16 protein-coding genes and 1 tRNA gene are annotated in these 17,032 nt (G+C 70.7%); 7 read left to right on the top strand and 10 right to left on the bottom strand.

Translation table 11 applies throughout. From position 1 onward, the window contains the following. From KBC94_RS17485 to KBC94_RS17475, 3 genes are all read right to left on the bottom strand, one after another. The gene (locus KBC94_RS17485; RefSeq protein WP_294372889.1) at positions 1-888 is read right to left on the bottom strand and encodes a GNAT family N-acetyltransferase; all 888 of its coding nucleotides are present in this window, start codon (positions 886-888) and stop codon (positions 1-3) included. Beyond that, positions 875-1,951 (bottom strand): NAD(P)-dependent oxidoreductase, encoded by a 1,077-nt coding sequence (locus KBC94_RS17480; protein WP_294372887.1) that lies wholly within the window; start codon positions 1,949-1,951, stop codon positions 875-877. Before KBC94_RS17480 ends, KBC94_RS17485 begins: the two co-directional genes overlap by 14 nt. A gap of 146 nt (positions 1,952-2,097) precedes the next feature. Further along, positions 2,098-2,745, bottom strand: a complete 648-nt coding sequence (locus KBC94_RS17475; protein WP_017761386.1) for a TetR/AcrR family transcriptional regulator — start codon at positions 2,743-2,745, stop codon at positions 2,098-2,100. 197 nt (positions 2,746-2,942) lie between these two features. On the opposite strand from KBC94_RS17475, the gene KBC94_RS17470 reads away from it, so the two are divergent. After that, entirely contained in the window at positions 2,943-4,385 is a 1,443-nt protein-coding gene (locus KBC94_RS17470) for an NAD-dependent succinate-semialdehyde dehydrogenase (protein WP_294372883.1), read from the top strand. Positions 4,386-4,449: 64 nt separating this feature from the next. On the opposite strand, the gene KBC94_RS17465 is transcribed toward KBC94_RS17470, so the two are convergent. Beyond that, positions 4,450-5,427: a tripartite tricarboxylate transporter substrate binding protein gene (locus KBC94_RS17465; protein WP_294372881.1), complete on the bottom strand. Its 978-nt coding sequence runs from the start codon at positions 5,425-5,427 to the stop codon at positions 4,450-4,452. A 207-nt stretch (positions 5,428-5,634) separates the two neighbouring features. Here KBC94_RS17465 and KBC94_RS17460 point away from each other — a divergent pair, with 207 nt between their 5' ends. The 6 genes from KBC94_RS17460 (at position 5,635) to KBC94_RS17435 (ending at position 11,107) form a co-directional block, all read left to right on the top strand. Further along, entirely contained in the window at positions 5,635-6,456 is an 822-nt protein-coding gene (locus KBC94_RS17460; RefSeq protein ID WP_294372879.1) for a transporter, read from the top strand. Between the two features lie 132 nt (positions 6,457-6,588). Continuing rightward, entirely contained in the window at positions 6,589-7,242 is a 654-nt protein-coding gene (locus KBC94_RS17455; RefSeq protein ID WP_294372874.1) for a thermostable hemolysin, read from the top strand. Next, complete coding sequence (locus KBC94_RS17450; RefSeq protein ID WP_294372872.1) at positions 7,239-8,696, top strand: AMP-binding protein; 1,458 nt, start codon at positions 7,239-7,241, stop codon at positions 8,694-8,696. Before KBC94_RS17455 ends, KBC94_RS17450 begins: the two co-directional genes overlap by 4 nt. A 40-nt stretch (positions 8,697-8,736) precedes the next feature. Then, positions 8,737-9,429: an iron-containing redox enzyme family protein gene (locus KBC94_RS17445; RefSeq protein ID WP_294372870.1), complete on the top strand. Its 693-nt coding sequence runs from the start codon at positions 8,737-8,739 to the stop codon at positions 9,427-9,429. Next, positions 9,426-10,307, top strand: a complete 882-nt coding sequence (locus KBC94_RS17440) for an SDR family oxidoreductase (RefSeq protein ID WP_294372867.1) — start codon at positions 9,426-9,428, stop codon at positions 10,305-10,307. The genes KBC94_RS17445 and KBC94_RS17440 overlap by 4 nt, the downstream gene beginning before the upstream one ends. 164 nt (positions 10,308-10,471) lie before the next feature. Further along, positions 10,472-11,107 (top strand): tetratricopeptide repeat protein, encoded by a 636-nt coding sequence (locus KBC94_RS17435; RefSeq protein ID WP_294372929.1) that lies wholly within the window; start codon positions 10,472-10,474, stop codon positions 11,105-11,107. 27 nt (positions 11,108-11,134) lie between these two features. Here the strand turns inward: KBC94_RS17435 and KBC94_RS17430 are convergent, their stop codons facing one another. The 6 genes from KBC94_RS17430 to KBC94_RS17405 all read right to left on the bottom strand — a co-directional run bounded on the left by KBC94_RS17430 (position 11,135) and on the right by KBC94_RS17405 (position 16,981). Then, positions 11,135-12,490: an ATP-binding protein gene (locus KBC94_RS17430; RefSeq protein ID WP_294372865.1), complete on the bottom strand. Its 1,356-nt coding sequence runs from the start codon at positions 12,488-12,490 to the stop codon at positions 11,135-11,137. A gap of 24 nt (positions 12,491-12,514) precedes the next feature. After that, positions 12,515-13,189: a response regulator transcription factor gene (locus KBC94_RS17425; protein WP_043115085.1), complete on the bottom strand. Its 675-nt coding sequence runs from the start codon at positions 13,187-13,189 to the stop codon at positions 12,515-12,517. Positions 13,190-13,354: 165 nt separating this feature from the next. Beyond that, a tRNA-Met gene (locus tag KBC94_RS17420) sits at positions 13,355-13,431 on the bottom strand. Between the two features lie 52 nt (positions 13,432-13,483). Further along, a complete protein-coding gene (locus KBC94_RS17415) occupies positions 13,484-14,263 on the bottom strand; it encodes an enoyl-CoA hydratase (protein WP_017761397.1) in 780 nt (259 codons plus the stop codon). 133 nt (positions 14,264-14,396) lie between these two features. Next, positions 14,397-16,280, bottom strand: a complete 1,884-nt coding sequence (locus KBC94_RS17410; RefSeq protein WP_294372860.1) for a peptidase M61 — start codon at positions 16,278-16,280, stop codon at positions 14,397-14,399. Further along, entirely contained in the window at positions 16,280-16,981 is a 702-nt protein-coding gene (locus KBC94_RS17405) for a DsbC family protein (RefSeq protein ID WP_294372858.1), read from the bottom strand. Before KBC94_RS17405 ends, KBC94_RS17410 begins: the two co-directional genes overlap by 1 nt. Positions 16,982-17,032 lie beyond the last annotated feature (51 nt).

The raw sequence follows: 17,032 nt of genomic DNA, 5'->3' as shown, positions 1-17,032 counted from the left end.
TCATCCGAATTCGGGGCCGGCCACGGCAAAGAGAGCGGCCGAGGGTTGGGTCACGCAGTCGGGCAGGGTCTGCGCCCGCGCCATGCGCACGAAGGGCCGCTGCACGGCGAAGCCCTGGGCGCCGAGCCATGCGCGCAGGGCGGTGTGGGCATCCGGCACGTCGATGAAGACCGGGCCGTCCAGTTCGGTCAGGGCGGTCTGCAGCAGCGCCTGGGCCTGGGCGCTCGTGGGCGCCACCAGGGGGCCGATCTGCCAGGCCCGCCGGCCTTCGCGCGCGATGACGAAGGCCGAAGGGCCGCCGTCGCCCGCCCGCAGCCACGTCCGCGTGCCGCGGCGGGCCAGCAGGTCGCGCAGCAGCAGGCCGCGCGTGAGGCCGCTCGCGTTGCGGTCGAGGGTGGTCAATGCGTCTTCGTCGTCGCCGCTGGCGGGCCGCACCGCGCTGTCCACCACCGAGGCAGGATGTCGGCCGGCCTCGCCCGCCCAGCGGCAGAAGCCGAAGCCGGGGCGGAAGCCGAGGCGCTCGTACACCGCCTGGCCGGCCGGCGTGGCATCGAGTACGGGTGTCAGTCCCTGCTCGTCCAGATGGTCCAGGGCCTCACGAAGCAGGTCGCTGGCCAGGCCCCGATGGCGCCAATCGCGGTCGACCAGCACCATGGAGATCCAGGCCAGGGGCCCATAGGGCAGCACGGCCGCGGTGGCCACCAGCTCGCTGCGTGCCGTGCGCCGGCCGATGGCGACGCCGTGGCGCGCGAAGAAGGCCCAGTCGTCGGCCGTCTGGTTCCAGCCCGCGGCATCGGACAGCGCCACGCCGGCGAACACGTCCGCGTCACCCAGCCGCACCGCGCGCGTCGGCTCGGCGTCGGCGCGGGTCGCCTCAGAAGGCGCCATCCCGCACCTCGAACTTGGTCGGCTTGTGCAGGCTGGGGCGTTGCTGGATCACCCAGTCGGCCACCCAGTCGAGCATCGCGCCCAGCGGCACGACGGGATAGCCGAAGAGGCGGGTGGCCTGCGTGGTGTCCGACAGCAGGGCGGTGGGCGCCTCCTGCCCGCTCACCCGCACCGGCACGTCCATGCGGCGGGCGAATTCCTCGACCAGCCAGCGCACGGAGAGGGTCTCGGGGCCGGTGCAGTTGATGGGCGAGGGCGGCGTGGTGCAGTGGCGCAGGCTGCGCAGCGCCTGGGCATTGGCGTCGCCCTGCCAGATCACGTTCACATGGCCCATGGCCAGGTCGATGGTCTCGCCCCGGTGCACCTTGGCGGCGATGTCGTGCAGCACGCCGTAGCGCATGTCGATGGCGTAGTTGAGGCGGAACAGCCGCCCCGGCGTGCCATGGCGCGCGCCGAAGTACTGGAACATGCGCTCGCGGCCGATGCAGGACTGGGCGTATTCGCCGATGGGCGCCGGCGGGGTCAGCTCCGAGGCCCCCTGGCGCCCGACCGGCGTCAGCGGATAGATGTTGCCGGTGGAGAAGGCCACGATGCGCGATTCGCGGAAGGTGTCGGCCACCAGCGCCGGCACATGGGTGTTCATGGCCCAGGTCAGGGCCTGGTTGTCCTTGGCGCCGAACTTGTGGCCGGCGGCGAAGACGATGTTGGGCACCTTCGGCAGGGCCTGCAGCGCATCGCGGTCGAGCAGGTCGCAGGCGATGGTGTGCACGCCCCAGGCCTCCAGCTGTTCGCGCACCGCCGGGTCGCTGAAGCGGGCCACGCCGATCACGCGCTTGTGCGGCGCGGCGTTGCGGGCCAGCCGGGCCAGCGTCGGGCCCATCTTGCCGGCCACGCCCAGGATCATCAGGTCGCCTTCGACCGCGGCCAGATCGTCCACCAGGGCCTGGGTCGGACGGGCCAGGAAGGCATCCAGCGCCTCCACCGAATCGAAGCGCTCGGGCAGTTGCGTGGGGTCCAGCAGGGCCGCGGACGCAGGCGCCGCGGGGGAAAGGCTTGGGCTCATGGGTGACTCCGCGGCACCGGTTCCGGCGCCTTGGAGATGCACTGTAGGCACCGCTTCCGATGCTGTCAACCGTTTGGTTGAAAATGGGCGAATGGCAGGTGGGGCCGGCTGCAGGCCCGCGGGGCCCCCGCCAGCAGGGGGCACCTTCAGGGGCGCAGCCCGGCCATGGCAAAGCTCACCACATGGGCGCGGTAGGACTCGACGGCCCCGCCCTCGCACAGGTCGCGGCCGAAGATGGAGGACAGGGTCAACCGGTTCGAGAAGAAGAAGTACGACATGCCGGCAACCGACACGTACAGCTCCACCGCATCGATGCCGGCGCGGAAGACGCCCGCCGCCATGCCGCGCGCGAGCGTCTGGGCGATGAGCTCGATCAGCGGGGAGTTGGTGTCGCGGATCGCCGCCGAGTCGCGCACATGGGCGGCGCCGTGCGCGTTCTCGTGGTTGAGCAGCCCGATGAAGTCGGGGTGGCGGGCCAGGTAGTCGAAGGAGAAGCCGATGAGCGCCGCCATGGCGGCGGTGGGTTCCATGTCGCCGAGGTGCAGGTCCCGCTCCAGCGAACGGATCTCGGCGTAGACCGCTTCCAGGGCGGTGCGGTAGAGGTCTTCCTTGTTGCCGAAGTAGTAGTACAGCAGCTGCTTGTTCACGCCCGCCCGTGCCGCGATCTCGTTGACGCGGGCACCGGCCAGGCCCTTGGCCGCGAACTCGGCGCGGGCTGCCTCCAGGATGGCCTGCCGGGCCGCGTTGTGCGAGCTGTCGTCGGCGACGGGGGCTGCGGCGCGGCGTGCGGTCATGGCGAAGGGGGCGGGAAGAAGGGGGAGGCGATTATCCGCGGGGCCTCGTGCCGCCCGGACTTGCGCGCGCGGCTCTGCGACCGGCGTGGCGAGCGGGTAGCATTGTTCGTTCTCTCCCGCCTTGCGGCACTTCGCCGAGCCTCTCGGCCCTGGCCCCTGCCGCTCCTCCCGACCGACCACCAAGGACGACGACGCGCATGACCGCTTCCTATCCCAACACCCAGCTCCTGATCGCCAACGAATGGGTCGATGCCGCCAGCGGCAAGACTCTGGACGTGATCAACCCGGCCACCGGCCAGCCCATCGGCAAGGTGGCCCATGCGGGCAAGGAGGACCTGGACCGCGCCCTGGCCGCCGCGCAGAAGGGCTTCGAAGCCTGGCGCTTCACGCCGGCGCACGAGCGCGCCGCCCTCATGCGCAAGGCCGCGGGCCTGGTGCGCGAGCGCGCCAACGAGATCGCGCCGCTGCTGACGCAGGAACAGGGCAAGCCCCTGGCCGAGGCCCGCATCGAAGTCGTGGCCGCCGCCGACATCATCGAATGGTTCGCCGACGAAGGCCGCCGCGTGTACGGCCGCATCGTGCCCTCGCGCAACCTGGCCGCGCAGTCGCTGGTCATCAAGGAGCCGGTCGGCCCCGTCGCGGCCTTCACGCCCTGGAACTTCCCCATCAACCAGGTGGTGCGCAAGCTGGGCGCCGCGCTGGCCGCCGGCTGCTCCTTCCTGGTGAAGGCGCCCGAAGAGACGCCCGCCTCGCCCGCCGCCCTGATCAAGGCCTTCGTCGACGCCGGCGTGCCGGCCGGCGTGGTCGGCCTGGTGTTCGGTGATCCGGCCGAGATCTCCAGCTACCTGATCCCGCATCCGGTGATCCGCAAGATCACCTTCACCGGCTCCACCCCGGTGGGCAAGCAACTGGCCGCGATGGCCGGCCAGCACATGAAGCGCGCCACCATGGAACTGGGCGGCCATGCGCCGGTGATCGTGGCCGACGACGCCGACATCGCCCTGGCCGTCAAGGCCGCCGGTGCCGCCAAGTTCCGCAATGCCGGCCAGGTCTGCATCTCGCCCACGCGCTTCCTGGTGCACAACAGCATCAAGGCCGAGTTCACCGCCGCGCTGGTCAAGCATGCGCAGGGCCTGAAGGTCGGCGACGGCCTCGCCGAAGGCACGTCGATGGGCCCGCTGGCCAATTCGCGCCGCCTGACGGCCATGGCCAACGTGGTGCAGGACGCGCGCGCCAAGGGCGCCAAGGTGGTGGCCGGCGGCGAGCGCATCGGCAGCGAAGGCAACTTCTTCGCGCCCACCGTGCTGGACGACGTGCCGCTGGACGCCTCGGTGTTCAACGACGAGCCCTTCGGCCCCGTGGCGGCCATCCGCGGCTTCGACGCGCTCGAGGACGCCATCGCCGAAGCCAACCGCCTGCCCTTCGGCCTGTCCTCGTATGCGTACACGCGCTCGATCAAGAACGCGCACCTGCTGTCGCAGCGCATCGAGGCCGGCATGGTCTGGATCAACCAGCCCGCCACGCCCACGCCCGAGATGCCCTTCGGTGGCGTCAAGGATTCCGGCTACGGCTCCGAGGGCGGCCCGGAGGCCGTGGAGGCTTACCTCAACACCAAGTCCGTGACCATCATGGCAGCCTGAGCGACCCCATCGCTCACCAACAGAAAGGGCCGCATCGCGGCCCTTTCTGTTTATGGCGTCACGCTCACTGCGGCTTGCCCAGCCCCAGCTTGTCGATCACGGCCTTCTCGCGCTCCACCGTCTCGCGGGCGAAGCGGGTGTAGTCGGCGCTGCCCATGTAGATCGGCACCATGTCGTACTTGGCGAGCGAGGCCAGGTAGCTGGGTTCTTCCATCGCCTGCTTGAAGGCGTCGTGCAGCTTCTTGACCACCTCGGGTGGCGTGCCGCGCGGGGCGCCGATGCCGAAGGGCGAGTTCTGCACGATGTCGTAGCCCAGCTCCTTGAGCGTGGGCGCATCCGGGAAGCGCGCGAGGCGCTTGTCGCCCCAGGTGTTGAGCACGCGCATCTTGCCGGACTCCACATAGGGCGCCCAGCCGGTGCTGTCGGCGCCGGCCATCAGCTGGCCGCTCATCAGCGCCAGCGTGAGGTCGGCGCTGCCCTTGTAGGGCACGTGCTGCAGCTGGATGCCGGCGCGCTGCGCCACCAGCTCGGTGGTCAGGTGCGGGCTGGTGAGCGTGCCGGTGGAGCCGTAGGTGAGCTTGCCCGGATTGGCCTTGGCATAGGCCACGAAGTCGGTCCAGTTCTTGAACGGGCTGTCGGCGGGCACCACGATGCCGAAGGCGTAGCCGGTGACGTTCAGCACGTAGCTGATGTCCTTGATCGGGTCCCAGTTGATCTTGGTGGTGTAGCCCAGGCGGAATACGCCCAGCGGAATCTGCGCCAGCGTGTAGCCGTCGGGCTGCACGGTCTGCAGCTGCTGCGCGGGCAGCGTGCCGCCGGCACCGGGCTTGTTGTCGATGATGACCGGCTGGCCCAGCACCTTGCTGGCGTTCTCGGCCAGCTGGCGCATGGTGATGTCGGTCGGACCGCCGGCCGGGAAGGCGATGACGAGGCGGATGGGTTTCTCGGGGAAGGCGCGTGTGGCCTGCTGGGCCTGCGCGCTCAGGGCGGCAGTGCCGAGGGCGGCGAGCATGAGCGCGCCGAGGAGGGGGCGACGGTGCATGGAAGAGGTCTCCGGGTCTTGCTTCGTAAGGCCGGCCATTAGGCGGGACGCGGGGCCGCGCGGCAATCGGTGGAGGCCCCGTCGAAGGGGCTTTGCTGTAGCCAAGGTGACGCGCCCTCCTGGGCAGGCGCGGCCATGTCGCAGAAGCCGGATTCATGAAGAGTTCACTCCTCCTGCGTCCAATGCGCAGCGCTTGTCCCGACCACGATGAAGAACACCCAGAACCTGCCGGCGGCCTCGCCGCTGCGATCGACGCCAGGGCGGCGCACAAGCCTTGTGGCGCTGACATTGCTGCTGCCCGGCTTGGCCGCGCAGGCCATGCAGCCGCTGATCACCGACGACACCGGCACCCAGGGCGCCGGCGTGCAGCAGATCGAACTGGCCGCCGCACGCGCCCGTCGGTCCGCCGGCCCGGCGCGCCAGACCGGCGACAGCCTCGCGGCCACCTACACCTATGGCCTCACCGACACCGTCGACCTCTATGCCGCGCCCACCTTCCTGCGCATGCAGGCCGACGGCAGCCGCACGAGCGGCTGGGGCAACACGGCCCTGGGCCTCAAGTGGCGCTTCTACGAGAACGAGGCCACCGGCACCAGCCTCGGCCTCAAGCCCGAGTTCGTCGCGCCCGTGAGCAGCCGCCGCGAGGCGCGAGGCCTGGGCGACGGCCGCAGCTCGGGCCAAGTGACGCTGCTGCTGAGCCAGCAGCTGCCCTTCGGCGCCCTGCACGTCAACTATGCGTGGGGCCGCCAGCGCGACATCGATCCGACGGCCGGCGCCATCAACCGGCGCCTGTCCATGGCGCTGGTCTGGAACATCGCCGACGACTGGAAGCTGGCCGCCGATGTGGGCCTGCAGCAGCGCCAGGGCGTCGACGCGACGCGCCAGCGCACGCGCTATGCCGAGCTCGGTGTGGTCTACAGCCTGGGCCCGCGCTGGGACCTGGCGGCCGGGGTGGTCCGCGCGCGGGACGACCAGCAGCCGGCGGTCCGCACCATCACCGGCACGCTGGGCCTCACGGGCCATTTCTGAGTCATCTGCCGGTCAGCAAAGGGCGCGGAACGCCGCCCCGCACTTAATTTGGCGTTAAGCGCGTCCGCAGACCATCACGGCCATTCGTCAACCTGCGCAGTGGCTTTTCTGCCGCCGCGACACGGACCACCCATGCGCCTGTTCTCTCCTCTGGGCGATGCCATGCCGACATCGCCGATCCCCTCCGCCTTTCCCGTGGCGGGCCATCTCACGCGGCATCCGGAGGCCGACCCGCAACGTGCCGCGGTGGAGCAGAGCATCCGCGAGATGTATGCCCAGCGCTATGGCGCCCTGGTGCCGGCCTTCGCGCCCATGCTGCTGGCTCTGCGCGAGGGCAGCCATGTGCTTGCCGCGGTGGGCTACCGTCGGGCGGATGAAGGTCCGCTCTTCCTGGAGCAGTACCTTGACGCGCCCGTCGAGTCGCTCATTGCCGCGCATGCCGGCCGCCCCGTGGACCGTGCGGGCATCGTGGAGGTCGGCAACCTCGCCGCCCCGCGTGGTGGCGAAGGCCGCCGCCTGGTGCAGCTGCTCGGGCCCTACCTGATCGGCGAGGGCTTCGACTGGGTCGTGGGCACCGTCACGCAGGAACTGCGCGCGATGCTCGTACGCCTGGGCGTGGCCCCGCTCACGCTGGGCCGCGCCGTGCCCGATGCGCTGGGCGACCAGGCCCGCTGCTGGGGCAGCTACTACGACCACGAGCCGGTGGTGATGGCCATCCACCTGCGGCGCGCCCTGCGGCACTTCATGACGCGCCGCGCCCGCCTTGCCGCCGGAGGCCGCGCATGACCGCCACTTCGCATGACCCGCAGGCCATCGCCCTCGACGACGGCATCCGCACCTGGCGCGCGGCCGACGTCGATGCCCAGGCCGCCTCGCTCGCGCAGCGACTGGCCGCGCAGGGCACCCGCGTGCTGGCCACGCTCATGGACAACTCGCCCGCCTGGGTGATCGCCGACCGGGCCGCGCTGCGGGCCGGCATCGTGCATGTGCCGCTGCCCGCCTTCTTCACGCCGGAGCAGATCGCTCATGCCATCGGCGCGTCGGGCGTGGACACCGTGCTCACCCTTCCGCCCGTGGCCGCCCGCTGGCCGCAGGCGCCGGCCGTGCCGTGCGAGATCGCCGGCCAGCCCTTCACGATGCTGCGCCTGCCCGCGCGCAAGGTGTCCATGCCGCCGGGCACGGCCAAGATCACCTTCACCTCGGGCACCACGGGCGCACCCAAGGGCGTGTGCCTGACGGCCGCGTCCATGCAGCGCGTGGCCGATGGCCTGGTGGTGGCCATGGTGCCGCTGCAGGTGCAACGCCACCTGTGCGCGCTGCCCTTCGCCGTGCTGCTGGAGAACATCGCCGGACTGATGGCGCCCCTGACGGCCGGTGCCAGCTGCATCGTGTTGCCCCTGCAGGATGTGGGACTCACGGGTTCGTCCAGCTTCGATGTCGCCGCCTTCCACGCCGCCGTGGTCCGGCACCAGCCGAACAGCCTGATCCTGCTGCCGCAGATGCTGCGGGCCTGGGCGGGCTATCTGGCGCAGACGCGGCAGCGCGCACCCGAGTCGCTCAAGCTGGTGGCCGTGGGCGGCGCCGCGGTCGGCGTGGGCCTGGTGCAGGCTGCGCGTTCGCTGGGCATACCGGCCTACGAGGGGTATGGCCTGTCCGAAGGTGCCTCGGTGCAGACACTCAACCTGCCCGGCTGCGACCGGCCGGGCAGCGCCGGCGCTGCGCTGCCCCATGCCCGCCTGCGCATCGCGGCCGATGGCGAGATCGAGGTGGCCGGCAGCCTGTTCGCCGGCTACCTGGGCGATGCGCGCGCGCCCGGCGAATGGTGGCCGACGGGCGATCTGGGGCATCTGGATGCCGACGGCTTCCTGCACGTGGATGGCCGCAAGAAGAACCTGCTGATCACCGCCTTCGGCCGCAACGTCTCGCCCGAGTGGGTGGAGACCGCCTTGCGCGGCCATCCCGCCATCGGCCAGGCGGTGGTCTTCGGCGATGGACAGCCGGCGCTGTCGGCGGTGCTCTGGCCGCTGGCGGCCGATGCCGACGATGCCTGGCTGCAGGCGGCCGTCGATGCCGCCAATGCGCACCTGCCCGATTACGCGCGCGTCCAGCGCTGGGCCCGCGCCGTCGCCCCATTCACGGCCGAGTCCGGCATGGCCACTGCCAACGGCCGGCCGCAGCGCGCGGCCGTGCTGGCCCGCCATGCGCAGGCGCTGGAACTGCCCGCGCCTGCCCTTGCCTGAGCCCCACCTTCTTCTTTCTCATCCCTTCACGGAGCTTCCGATGAGTTTCCATGCCCGCCTTGTCGCCGAGACCGCCACCGAGCGCGTCGGCCTGCTCGGCACCCCCATCATCCAGGGCTGCCTGCGCGGCGACGTGTCCCTGCCCAGCTACCTGGCCTTCCTGCGCGAGGCGTACCACCACGTCAGCCACACCGTGCCGCTGATGCGGGCCTTCAAGGCGAGGCTGGATGCCGGCCATGCCTGGCTCGAAGGTGCGCTCGACGAATACATCGAGGAAGAGCAGGGCCACGACGAGTGGATCCTCGACGACATCCGCGCCTGTGGCGGCGATGCCGAGGCCGTGCGCCGCGGCCCGCCGGGCCATGCGACGGAGGTCATGGTGGCCTATGCCTACGACACCATCGCCCGCCGCAATCCGCTGGGCTTCTTCGGCATGGTGCATGTGCTGGAAGGCACCAGCGTGTCGATCGCGCTGATGGCCGCCGACCAGATCCAGAAGCCACTGGGCCTGCCCGATTCGGCCTTCAGTTACCTGCGCTCGCACGGCACGCTGGACCAGGAGCACACCGCCCATTTCGCGCTGCTGATGGAGCAGATCGAGGACCCGGCCGACCAGGACGCCATCGTCCACGCGGCCAAGGCCTTCTACCGGCTCTATGGCGACGTCTTCCGCAGCCTGCCGCTGCCGCAGGGCCAGACAGCGGCAACGTCTGTCGCGGGAGTGGCGGCATGAAGGCGGCCGACAGCCGGGTATTGCTCACCGGCGCCAGCGGCGGCATCGGTTCCGCCGCCGCGCGTCGGCTGATCCAGGCGGGCGCCAGCGTGATGCTCGCTGGCCGCTCGCCCGCGCGGCTGGCGGCCCAGGCCCGTGCCCTGGTGCGCGAGCTGGGCGTGGAGCGCCATCGCGTCGAGTGGTATGCCTCCGACCTGACCCGGGTGGACAGCCTCGATCCGCTGGTGCAGGTGGCGGCGCAGTGGCAGTGCAATGCCGTGGTCCATGGCGCTGGCACGCCCGCGTTCGGCCGGCTGGAGTCCTTCGATGCCGGCGCCGTCGCCCAGGTGCTGCAACTGAACCTGTTCACGCCCATGCTGCTCACGCAGGCGCTGCTGCCGCATCTGCGCCAGCAGAAGCAGGCCAGCGTGCTCTTCGTGGGCTCGGTGCTGGGCCGGCTGGGGCTGCCGGGCTTCAGCGTCTACAGCGCCGGCAAGTTCGGCCTGCGCGGCTTTGCCGAATCGCTGCGCCGGGAACTGGCCGACACGTCGGTCAAGGTGCAGTACCTCGGACCGCGCAGCACGAAGACCGAGTTCAACAGCGAAGCCGTCGAGCGCTACAACCAGGCCACCAAGACCGCCATGGACGATGCCGACACGGTCGCCCAGGCCCTGGTGCAACTGCTGGAGCGCGGCGCGGCCGAGCGCTTCCTGGGCTTTCCCGAAAAGCTGGCGGTCCGCCTGAACGGCATGGCGCCCGCCTTGCTGGACGGCGCCTTCGCCGCCCACCGCAACAGCCTGCCGCCGGTGCAGCCGCCCGCGCCGCTCACGCTCGAGCATTTCGAGTCGCAGCGGCCCGAGTCCGCCGACGCGCATTCGCTGCAGGCGCCGCAGCTCTGAGGCTGCAGGCCCTGCAGCGCTGAGCCCCGGACCCCGGCCCGCCTTCGACCCCCTCCACCTTCCTTGCGAATTCCATGAAGACCACCCCCGCCACCTTCTCCTCCCGTGCCATCGCTGCCGCCAGGCCCGCCGATGCAGGGCTGCGCCGCCGCGTCTGGCTGTCGATGGCCCTGCTGGCCGGTGCCGGCTTGCTGGCGGCAGTCACGCCGCTGATCAGCCGCGCCGCGCCGGTCGACGACGGCGTCGCCGAACTGCAGCACGATTGGGAAGTGATCCGCTACCAGGTGCCGCCGGCCGAGCGCGAGAAGCGCTTCGAGGCGCTGGCCGCCAAGGCGCACAAGCTGAGCGAAGCCAATCCCGGTCGGGCCGAGCCCCTGGTGTGGGAGGGCATCATCGTGAGTTCCGTGGCCGGCGAGAAGGGCGGCCTGGGCGCGCTGGGTCTGGTCAAGCAGGCCAAGGCGCTGTACGAATCGGCCATCGCCATCAACGGCGACGTGCTCGAAGGCTCGGCCTACAACAGCCTGGGCGTGCTCTATTACAAGGTGCCCGGCTGGCCCGTGGGCTTCGGCGACAAGGCCAAGGCCAAGGAACTGCTGCAGAAGGCGCTGGCGCTCAACCCCAAGGGCATCGACCCCAACTTCTTCTACGGCGAATACCTGGTCGAGACCAAGCAGCCCGACCAGGCGATGACCTACCTGGAGCGCGCCCTGCAGGCGCCCGCACGGCCCGGCCGGCAGATCGCCGACACCGGCCGCCGCGAGGAGGTCAAGGCGCTGATGGACAAGATCAAGGCGCGCTGAGCGGCGTCTTCGGCCGCGCGGCGCCGCTCAGCGGTGCGCCGCGTCGAACTGCAGCACGGCGCGCACCCCGCGGCCATCGGCGCGCGGGCCCAACTGCAGTTCCAGCCCGTGCAGCTGGGCGATGCGCCGCACGATCGACACGCCCAGGCCGCTGCCCACCTCGTGGTGGCCTTCGGGCCGGTAGAAGCGCTCGCCCATGCGCGCGAGCTGGCCGGCGGACAGCGGCGGCCCGTCGTTCTCCACCTCCAGCTGTTCGCGGCCGATGCGCAGCACCACGCTGCTGCCCTCGGGCGCATAGCGCACGGCGTTGTCCAGCAGGTTGCGCACCAGCACCGTCATCAGGTGGCCATCGCCCAGCAGCGGCATCGGGTGCGTGCCGGCGGGTGGCCATTCGCAGCCCAGGTCGATGCGGCGGCGCTCGGCCAGGGGCAGGCAGTCGCTCATGGCCTGCTCGACGATGGGCGGCCAGTCGATCTCGGCATCCAGCGAAGGCAGCACGCCCGATTCCACGCGCGACAGCGACAGCATCTGCGTCACCAGCCGCTCCATGCGGCGCAGGCCGGCGCTGAGTTTTTCCTCCGCCTGCCGGCGCTCGGCCGGGGTGCCGGCGTGGCGCACCACGTCCCACTGAGCGGCCAGCACGGCCAGTGGGGTTCGCAGTTCGTGCGCGGCGTCGGCGGTGAAGCGGCGTTCGCGCACCAGCAGCTGCTCGATGCGCTGGAACAGGCCGTTCATCGCCACCAGCAGGGGCTTGAGCTCGGCCGGCGCGCGGGCGCTCGGCACGGGACGCAGGTCCTGCGCATCGCGGTGCGCGAGTTCGCTGGTCAGCCGGCGCATCGGCGTCAGGGCGGCGCGCACCGCCCAGGCCATCACGGCCAGCAGCACCGGCAGCACCAGCAGCCAGGGCACGACCTGCGTGACCGTCAGGCCATAGACCAGTTCGTCGCGTTCGTAGGCGCCCTGGCCGGCCGCGACCAGCCACTGGCCGTCGACCGAGCGCATGTAGTAGACGCGCCAGGGCCGGCCGTCCACCTCGTCATCGATGAAGCCCTGGGCGTCGGCGCGGAAGTTCAAATCCACGCCCTCGCGGTCGGACAGTGCCAGCTTGCCGTCGGCCGACCAGACGGCAATCGCCAGGTCGCGCACATCGGAGTCGCCCGCGTCGGGTGCACCCTCCCTGGGTGCGGGCGGCAGCGTGGCCGATGCGCCGGGATAGCCGTGGCCCAGCGTGGCCTGCACCTGCCGCGCCAGGCGCACGAGTTCGGTGTCGAACATCTCGTTGACCTCGTGGCGGGCCCGCTGGGTCGAGAAGTACAGCGCCAGGCCCCACACCAGCGGCGCGCAGATCAGCAGGTACAGCAGCAGGCGGCGCTGCAGGCTCATGCGGGACTTCCGTGCTGCATGGGCTCAGGAAGATGCCTCGCCCGTGCCCAGTGCGTAACCCACGCCGCGCACCGTGCGCACGATGGCCGGGTCGATCTTGCGGCGGAGGTGGTGGATATGGACTTCGAGCGAATTGCCCTCCGGCTCGCCCCCGCTCCAGTCGTAGAGCTTTTCGAGCAGCGTGGACTTGGACAGCACGCGCTGCGGCTGGCTCAGGAAGATCTCCAGCAGTGCCAGCTCGCGGCCGGTGAGCTCCACACGCGCGCCGCGCCAGTGCACGAGTTTGCTGGCCGGGTCATAGCTGAGCTGGCCGTGCTGCCACACCGCCTGCGCATGGCCGGCGGTGCGCCGCACCAGGGCACGCAGGCGCGCGGCCAGTTCGTCGATGGTGATGGGCTTGATCAGGTAGTCGTCGGCGCCGGCGTCCAGGCCGTCGATGCGCTGCTCGACGCCGTCGCGCGCCGTCAGCACCAGGATCGGCAGCACGCGGCCGGCCTGCCGCCAGCGCCGCAGCCAGCTCATGCCATCGCCGCCCGGCAGCCCCAGATCGAGCACCACGGCGTCGAAGGGGGCGCCGGCCAGGGCGGCATCCGCCTGCGTCCCGTCGCGGAACCAGTCCACCGCATGGCCGCGCTGGCGCAAGCCCTGGGCGAGGGCGTCGCCCAGCAGGGTGTCGTCTTCCACGATCATGAGGCGCATGGCAGGCGGCGACGGGGGCAGGGTGGCAGGCCAATCCCCGCGAGGGAGGCCGGCCTGCAGCGCCTGCAGTTGCCGAGAGTGGTTCAGGTCGCAGTCAGGATATCGCACCCTGCCTCGCGCAAAAGAAAAAGGGACCCCGTTTGCACGGGGTCCCTTTTGAGGTTTTGGTGGCGCTTCACGGACTCGAACCGCGGACCTGTGGATTATGATTCCATCGCTCTAACCGACTGAGCTAAAGCGCCGAAGCCCACGATTATAGGGGGCAAAAATCGGCAGGCGCAAGCCCCTTTGCCGTCACTGGTTCTTGAACTCGGCCTTGCGCTTGTTCAGGAAGGCATCCATGCCTTCCTTCTGGTCGGCCGTGGCGAAGAGGGCGTGGAACAGGCGGCGCTCGAACATCACGCCGTCCGACAGCGAACCTTCGAAGGCGCGGTTCACCGATTCCTTGGCGGCCATCACGGCGATCTGCGAGAAGTCGGCGATGGTCAATGCGGCGCCCAGGGCCTCGTCCATCAGCTTGTCGTAGGGCACCACGCGGCTGACCAGGCCCGCGCGCTCGGCCTCAGCGGCGTCCATCATGCGGCCGGTCAGGGCCATGTCCATGGCCTTGGCCTTGCCGACGGCGCGGGGCAGGCGCTGGGTGCCGCCGGCACCGGGAATCACGCCCAGCTTGATCTCGGGCTGGCCGAACCGGGCGTTGTCGGCGGCGATGATGAAGTCGCACATCATGGCCAGTTCGCAGCCGCCGCCCAGGGCGAAGCCGCTGACGGCGGCGATCACCGGCTTGCGGATGGAGCGCACCGACTCCCAGTTGCGGGTGATGTAGTCGCCCTTGTAGGTGTCGACGAAGGTGTACTTGGCCATCAGCGCGATGTCGGCGCCCGCCGCGAAGGCGCGCTCGCTGCCGGTGATGATCATGCAGCCGATGGCCTCGTCGGCATCGAAGGCCTTGAGCGCGGCGCCCAGCTCGTCCATGAGCGCATCGTTGAGCGCGTTGAGGGCCTTGGGACGGTTGAGCGTGACGATGCCGACCTTGCCGGCTTCGACGCGCACTTCGATGTTCTCGTAGCTCACGGGGGTCTCCTGGAATGAACGGACAGGGCGGGCCGGCGAGGCCCTCGCGCACTATACCGACGGCCACGCGGCCGACGTGGCGGGCGGCTGTCCGCCCGGAGACGTCGATGCCCTCAGGCCGACCGGCCGCCGCTCAGCCCTGAAGCCAGCGCTTGAGCAGGTCGGCGTCGCTGCCGGCCAGGCGCCAGGTGCGCGCGTCGCCCGACGGCCAGGCCAGCGGCAGGCGCATCAGACGGCGGTCGCGGGCCACCAGGGCCACGCATTTCCTGGCGGCGCCGAGGTACAGCGGGATGTCGTCGAGCTTGCCGATGCGCCAGCCTTCCGCGGCCTTGGCGCTGCGGGTGGCGGTCTCGACGGCCAGCCATTCGTCGCCGGCGGCGAAGCCGGCCTTCTCGGCCGCGCCGCCGCGCAGCACCATCTTGACCTTGACGGTGCCGCCGCTCTCGTCGACCCGCAGCCCCAGGGCCTGCGCCAGCTGCGCCGGGTCTTCGTGGATGGCCACGCCGTGTGCGGGGAGCAGGTCGCGCAGCGGCAGTTCAGCCGTGCCATTCGCCCAGCGCGACAGCTCGTTCGTGTAGGCCCGGCCGCCGACATGGGCCAGGGCCGCGCCGATGGCGGCCTCGTCGATGGGGCCGCCTTCGCTCGCGCGCCACAGCTTGCGCATGACCGCATCCAGCGAGCCCTGGCCCTCGCAGCGCAGCGTCAGGTCCAGGCACAGCGCCACCAGCGCGCCCTTGGTGTAGTAGCTCACCGTGGTGTTGGGTGTCTGCTCGTCGGGGCGGTAGTAGCGGATCCAGGCGTCGAAGCTGGCGTCGGCCACCGACTGCACGGCGGCGCCGGGCGTCTGCTGCACCTGGTTGATGGTCTTGTTCAGCAGCTTGAGGTACGTGGCGTCGTCGATGCAGCCGGCGCGGCGCAGCAGCAGGTCGTCGTAGTAGCTGGTGAAGCCTTCGAAGAACCACAGCAGCCGGGTGTAGTTCTCGCGTGTGTAGTCGTAGCGGGCGAACTCCGCCGGCCGCAGGCGCTTGACGTTCCAGGTGTGGAAGTACTCGTGGCTGATCAGGCCCAGCAGGGTGGTGTAGCCCTCGGGCTGCTTGGTGGCGCCGCGGCGCGGCAGGTCGCGGCGGGTGCAGATCAGCGCGGTGCTGTGCCGGTGCTCCAGGCCGCCGTAGCCGTCGTCGGTGGCGTTGAGCATGAAGACGTAGCGGTCGTGGGGGGCGGGGTGCTGGGTGGCAGCGCGGGCCTTGGCGGGGCGCTTCGCCTTGGCGGAGGCTGCTGGCCCCTCATCCGGCCTCTCCCCAGGGTGGAGAGGAGGAAGACCGGCGTCATCCGCATGCCAGAAGCGCATCTGCGTCTCGCAGATGGCGCGCGTGTCGGCGATGAGTTTGTCACCGTCGAACGAGGGCGGGGCACCGGCCACCACGAAGCGGTGCGGCACGCCCAGCACGTCGAACTCGGCGCTCCAGAAGGCGCCCATCTCGACCGGGCTGTCGGCCACCTCGTCGTAGTTGGCGGCCTGGTAGATGCCGAAGCCGCGGCGGTCGGTCTTGAGCGGGCGCAGCGCGGTGGCCAGTTGCCAGGGCGCCTCGCCCTCGGGCAGGGCGGGCGGCACGATCTCGATCTGGCAGGGCGATCCGTCCTGGCCGTCCACGCGCAGGCACAGGCTGGTGCCGTTGAAGAAGCCGCGGGTCCGGTCCAGCCAGGCGGTGCGCACCGAGTTGTCGAAGGCGCAGACCTGGTAGCGCAGGGTGAGCGGCTGTCCGGCCCTGGCGGCGACGCGCCAACTGGCCTTGTCCAACTGCGTGACGGCCACGGCGCGCCGGCCTTGCGTGGCCTTGGGCGCGCCCTGCAGGTTGCGTGCGAATTCGCGCACCAGGTAGCTGCCGGGGATCCACACCGGCAGCGAGACCTGCTGGTCCGCCGCGGGCTCGTCGATGGTGAGGGTGACCTCGTACAGGTGGGCGTTCAGGTCCGCCACCGCGATGCGGTAGCGCAGGCCGGCCGGGGCGCCGGCCATCAGTTGCTCGTGGCCGAGAGTTGCTGCTCCACCTGCGCGGCCGGCACGGCGCCGGGGGTGCGCGTGCCGTTGGCGAACAGCAGGGTGGGCGTGCCCGTGATGTTGTACTTGCGGCCGAACTCGACGTTGCGCTTGAGCGCCTGCGTGTCGCATTCGCCGGTGGCGGGCCTCACGCCGTCCATCATCCAGTCGCTCCAGACCTTGGCCTTGTCCTTGGAGCACCAGATGTCACGCGACTTCACGGCCGAGTCCGGACCCAGCACCGGGTACAGGAAGAGGTGGATCGTCACGTTGTCCACCTTGCGCAGCTCGCGCTCGAACTGCTTGCAGTAGCCGCAGTTCGGATCTTCGAAGATGGCCAGCTTGCGCTTGCCGTTGCCGCGCACGATCTTGATGGCGTCCTGCACCGGCAGCTTGTCGAAGTCGACGGCGGTGAGCTTGTCCACGCGCTCCTCGGTGAGGTTGCGGCGGTTCTTCACGTCGATCAGGTGACCCTGGATCAGGAAGTTGCCCTGCTCGTCGGTGTAGTACAGGTCGAAGCCCTGGCGCACTTCCCACAGGCCGGGCATGGCGGCCTTGCGCACCTCGTCGATCTGCGCGAGCTGCGGAAAGCTGCCGCCGAGGTTCTTGCGGATCTCGGCTTCGCCGGCATGGGCGGTGGCCAGCGTGGCGGCCAGGAGGAGGGGGAGGATGTACTTCATGGTGCGGGGTGTTGCTCCTCTCCCCCCTGGGGAGAGGTTGGGTGAGGGGCC

This window comes from Pseudacidovorax sp. (genome assembly GCF_017991995.1).
Lineage (GTDB): Bacteria > Pseudomonadota > Gammaproteobacteria > Burkholderiales > Burkholderiaceae_C > Xenophilus.
The sequence above is the reverse complement of the archived record's forward strand: the minus strand, read 5'-3'. Positions and strand labels throughout refer to the sequence as shown.

Excerpts from the sequence above, each read along its gene's own strand:
- KBC94_RS17485 (WP_294372889.1), bottom strand. The coding sequence starts at position 888 with ATGGCGCCTTCTGAGGCGACCCGCGCCGACGCCGAGCCGACGCGCGCG.
- KBC94_RS17480 (WP_294372887.1), bottom strand. The coding sequence starts at position 1,951 with ATGAGCCCAAGCCTTTCCCCCGCGGCGCCTGCGTCCGCGGCCCTGCTG.
- KBC94_RS17475 (WP_017761386.1), bottom strand. The coding sequence starts at position 2,745 with ATGACCGCACGCCGCGCCGCAGCCCCCGTCGCCGACGACAGCTCGCAC.
- KBC94_RS17470 (WP_294372883.1), top strand. The coding sequence starts at position 2,943 with ATGACCGCTTCCTATCCCAACACCCAGCTCCTGATCGCCAACGAATGG.
- KBC94_RS17465 (WP_294372881.1), bottom strand. The coding sequence starts at position 5,427 with ATGCACCGTCGCCCCCTCCTCGGCGCGCTCATGCTCGCCGCCCTCGGC.
- KBC94_RS17460 (WP_294372879.1), top strand. The coding sequence starts at position 5,635 with ATGAAGAACACCCAGAACCTGCCGGCGGCCTCGCCGCTGCGATCGACG.
- KBC94_RS17455 (WP_294372874.1), top strand. The coding sequence starts at position 6,589 with ATGCGCCTGTTCTCTCCTCTGGGCGATGCCATGCCGACATCGCCGATC.
- KBC94_RS17450 (WP_294372872.1), top strand. The coding sequence starts at position 7,239 with ATGACCGCCACTTCGCATGACCCGCAGGCCATCGCCCTCGACGACGGC.
- KBC94_RS17445 (WP_294372870.1), top strand. The coding sequence starts at position 8,737 with ATGAGTTTCCATGCCCGCCTTGTCGCCGAGACCGCCACCGAGCGCGTC.
- KBC94_RS17440 (WP_294372867.1), top strand. The coding sequence starts at position 9,426 with ATGAAGGCGGCCGACAGCCGGGTATTGCTCACCGGCGCCAGCGGCGGC.
- KBC94_RS17435 (WP_294372929.1), top strand. The coding sequence starts at position 10,472 with ATGGCCCTGCTGGCCGGTGCCGGCTTGCTGGCGGCAGTCACGCCGCTG.
- KBC94_RS17430 (WP_294372865.1), bottom strand. The coding sequence starts at position 12,490 with ATGAGCCTGCAGCGCCGCCTGCTGCTGTACCTGCTGATCTGCGCGCCG.
- KBC94_RS17425 (WP_043115085.1), bottom strand. The coding sequence starts at position 13,189 with ATGCGCCTCATGATCGTGGAAGACGACACCCTGCTGGGCGACGCCCTC.
- KBC94_RS17410 (WP_294372860.1), bottom strand. The coding sequence starts at position 16,280 with ATGGCCGGCGCCCCGGCCGGCCTGCGCTACCGCATCGCGGTGGCGGAC.
- KBC94_RS17405 (WP_294372858.1), bottom strand. The coding sequence starts at position 16,981 with ATGAAGTACATCCTCCCCCTCCTCCTGGCCGCCACGCTGGCCACCGCC.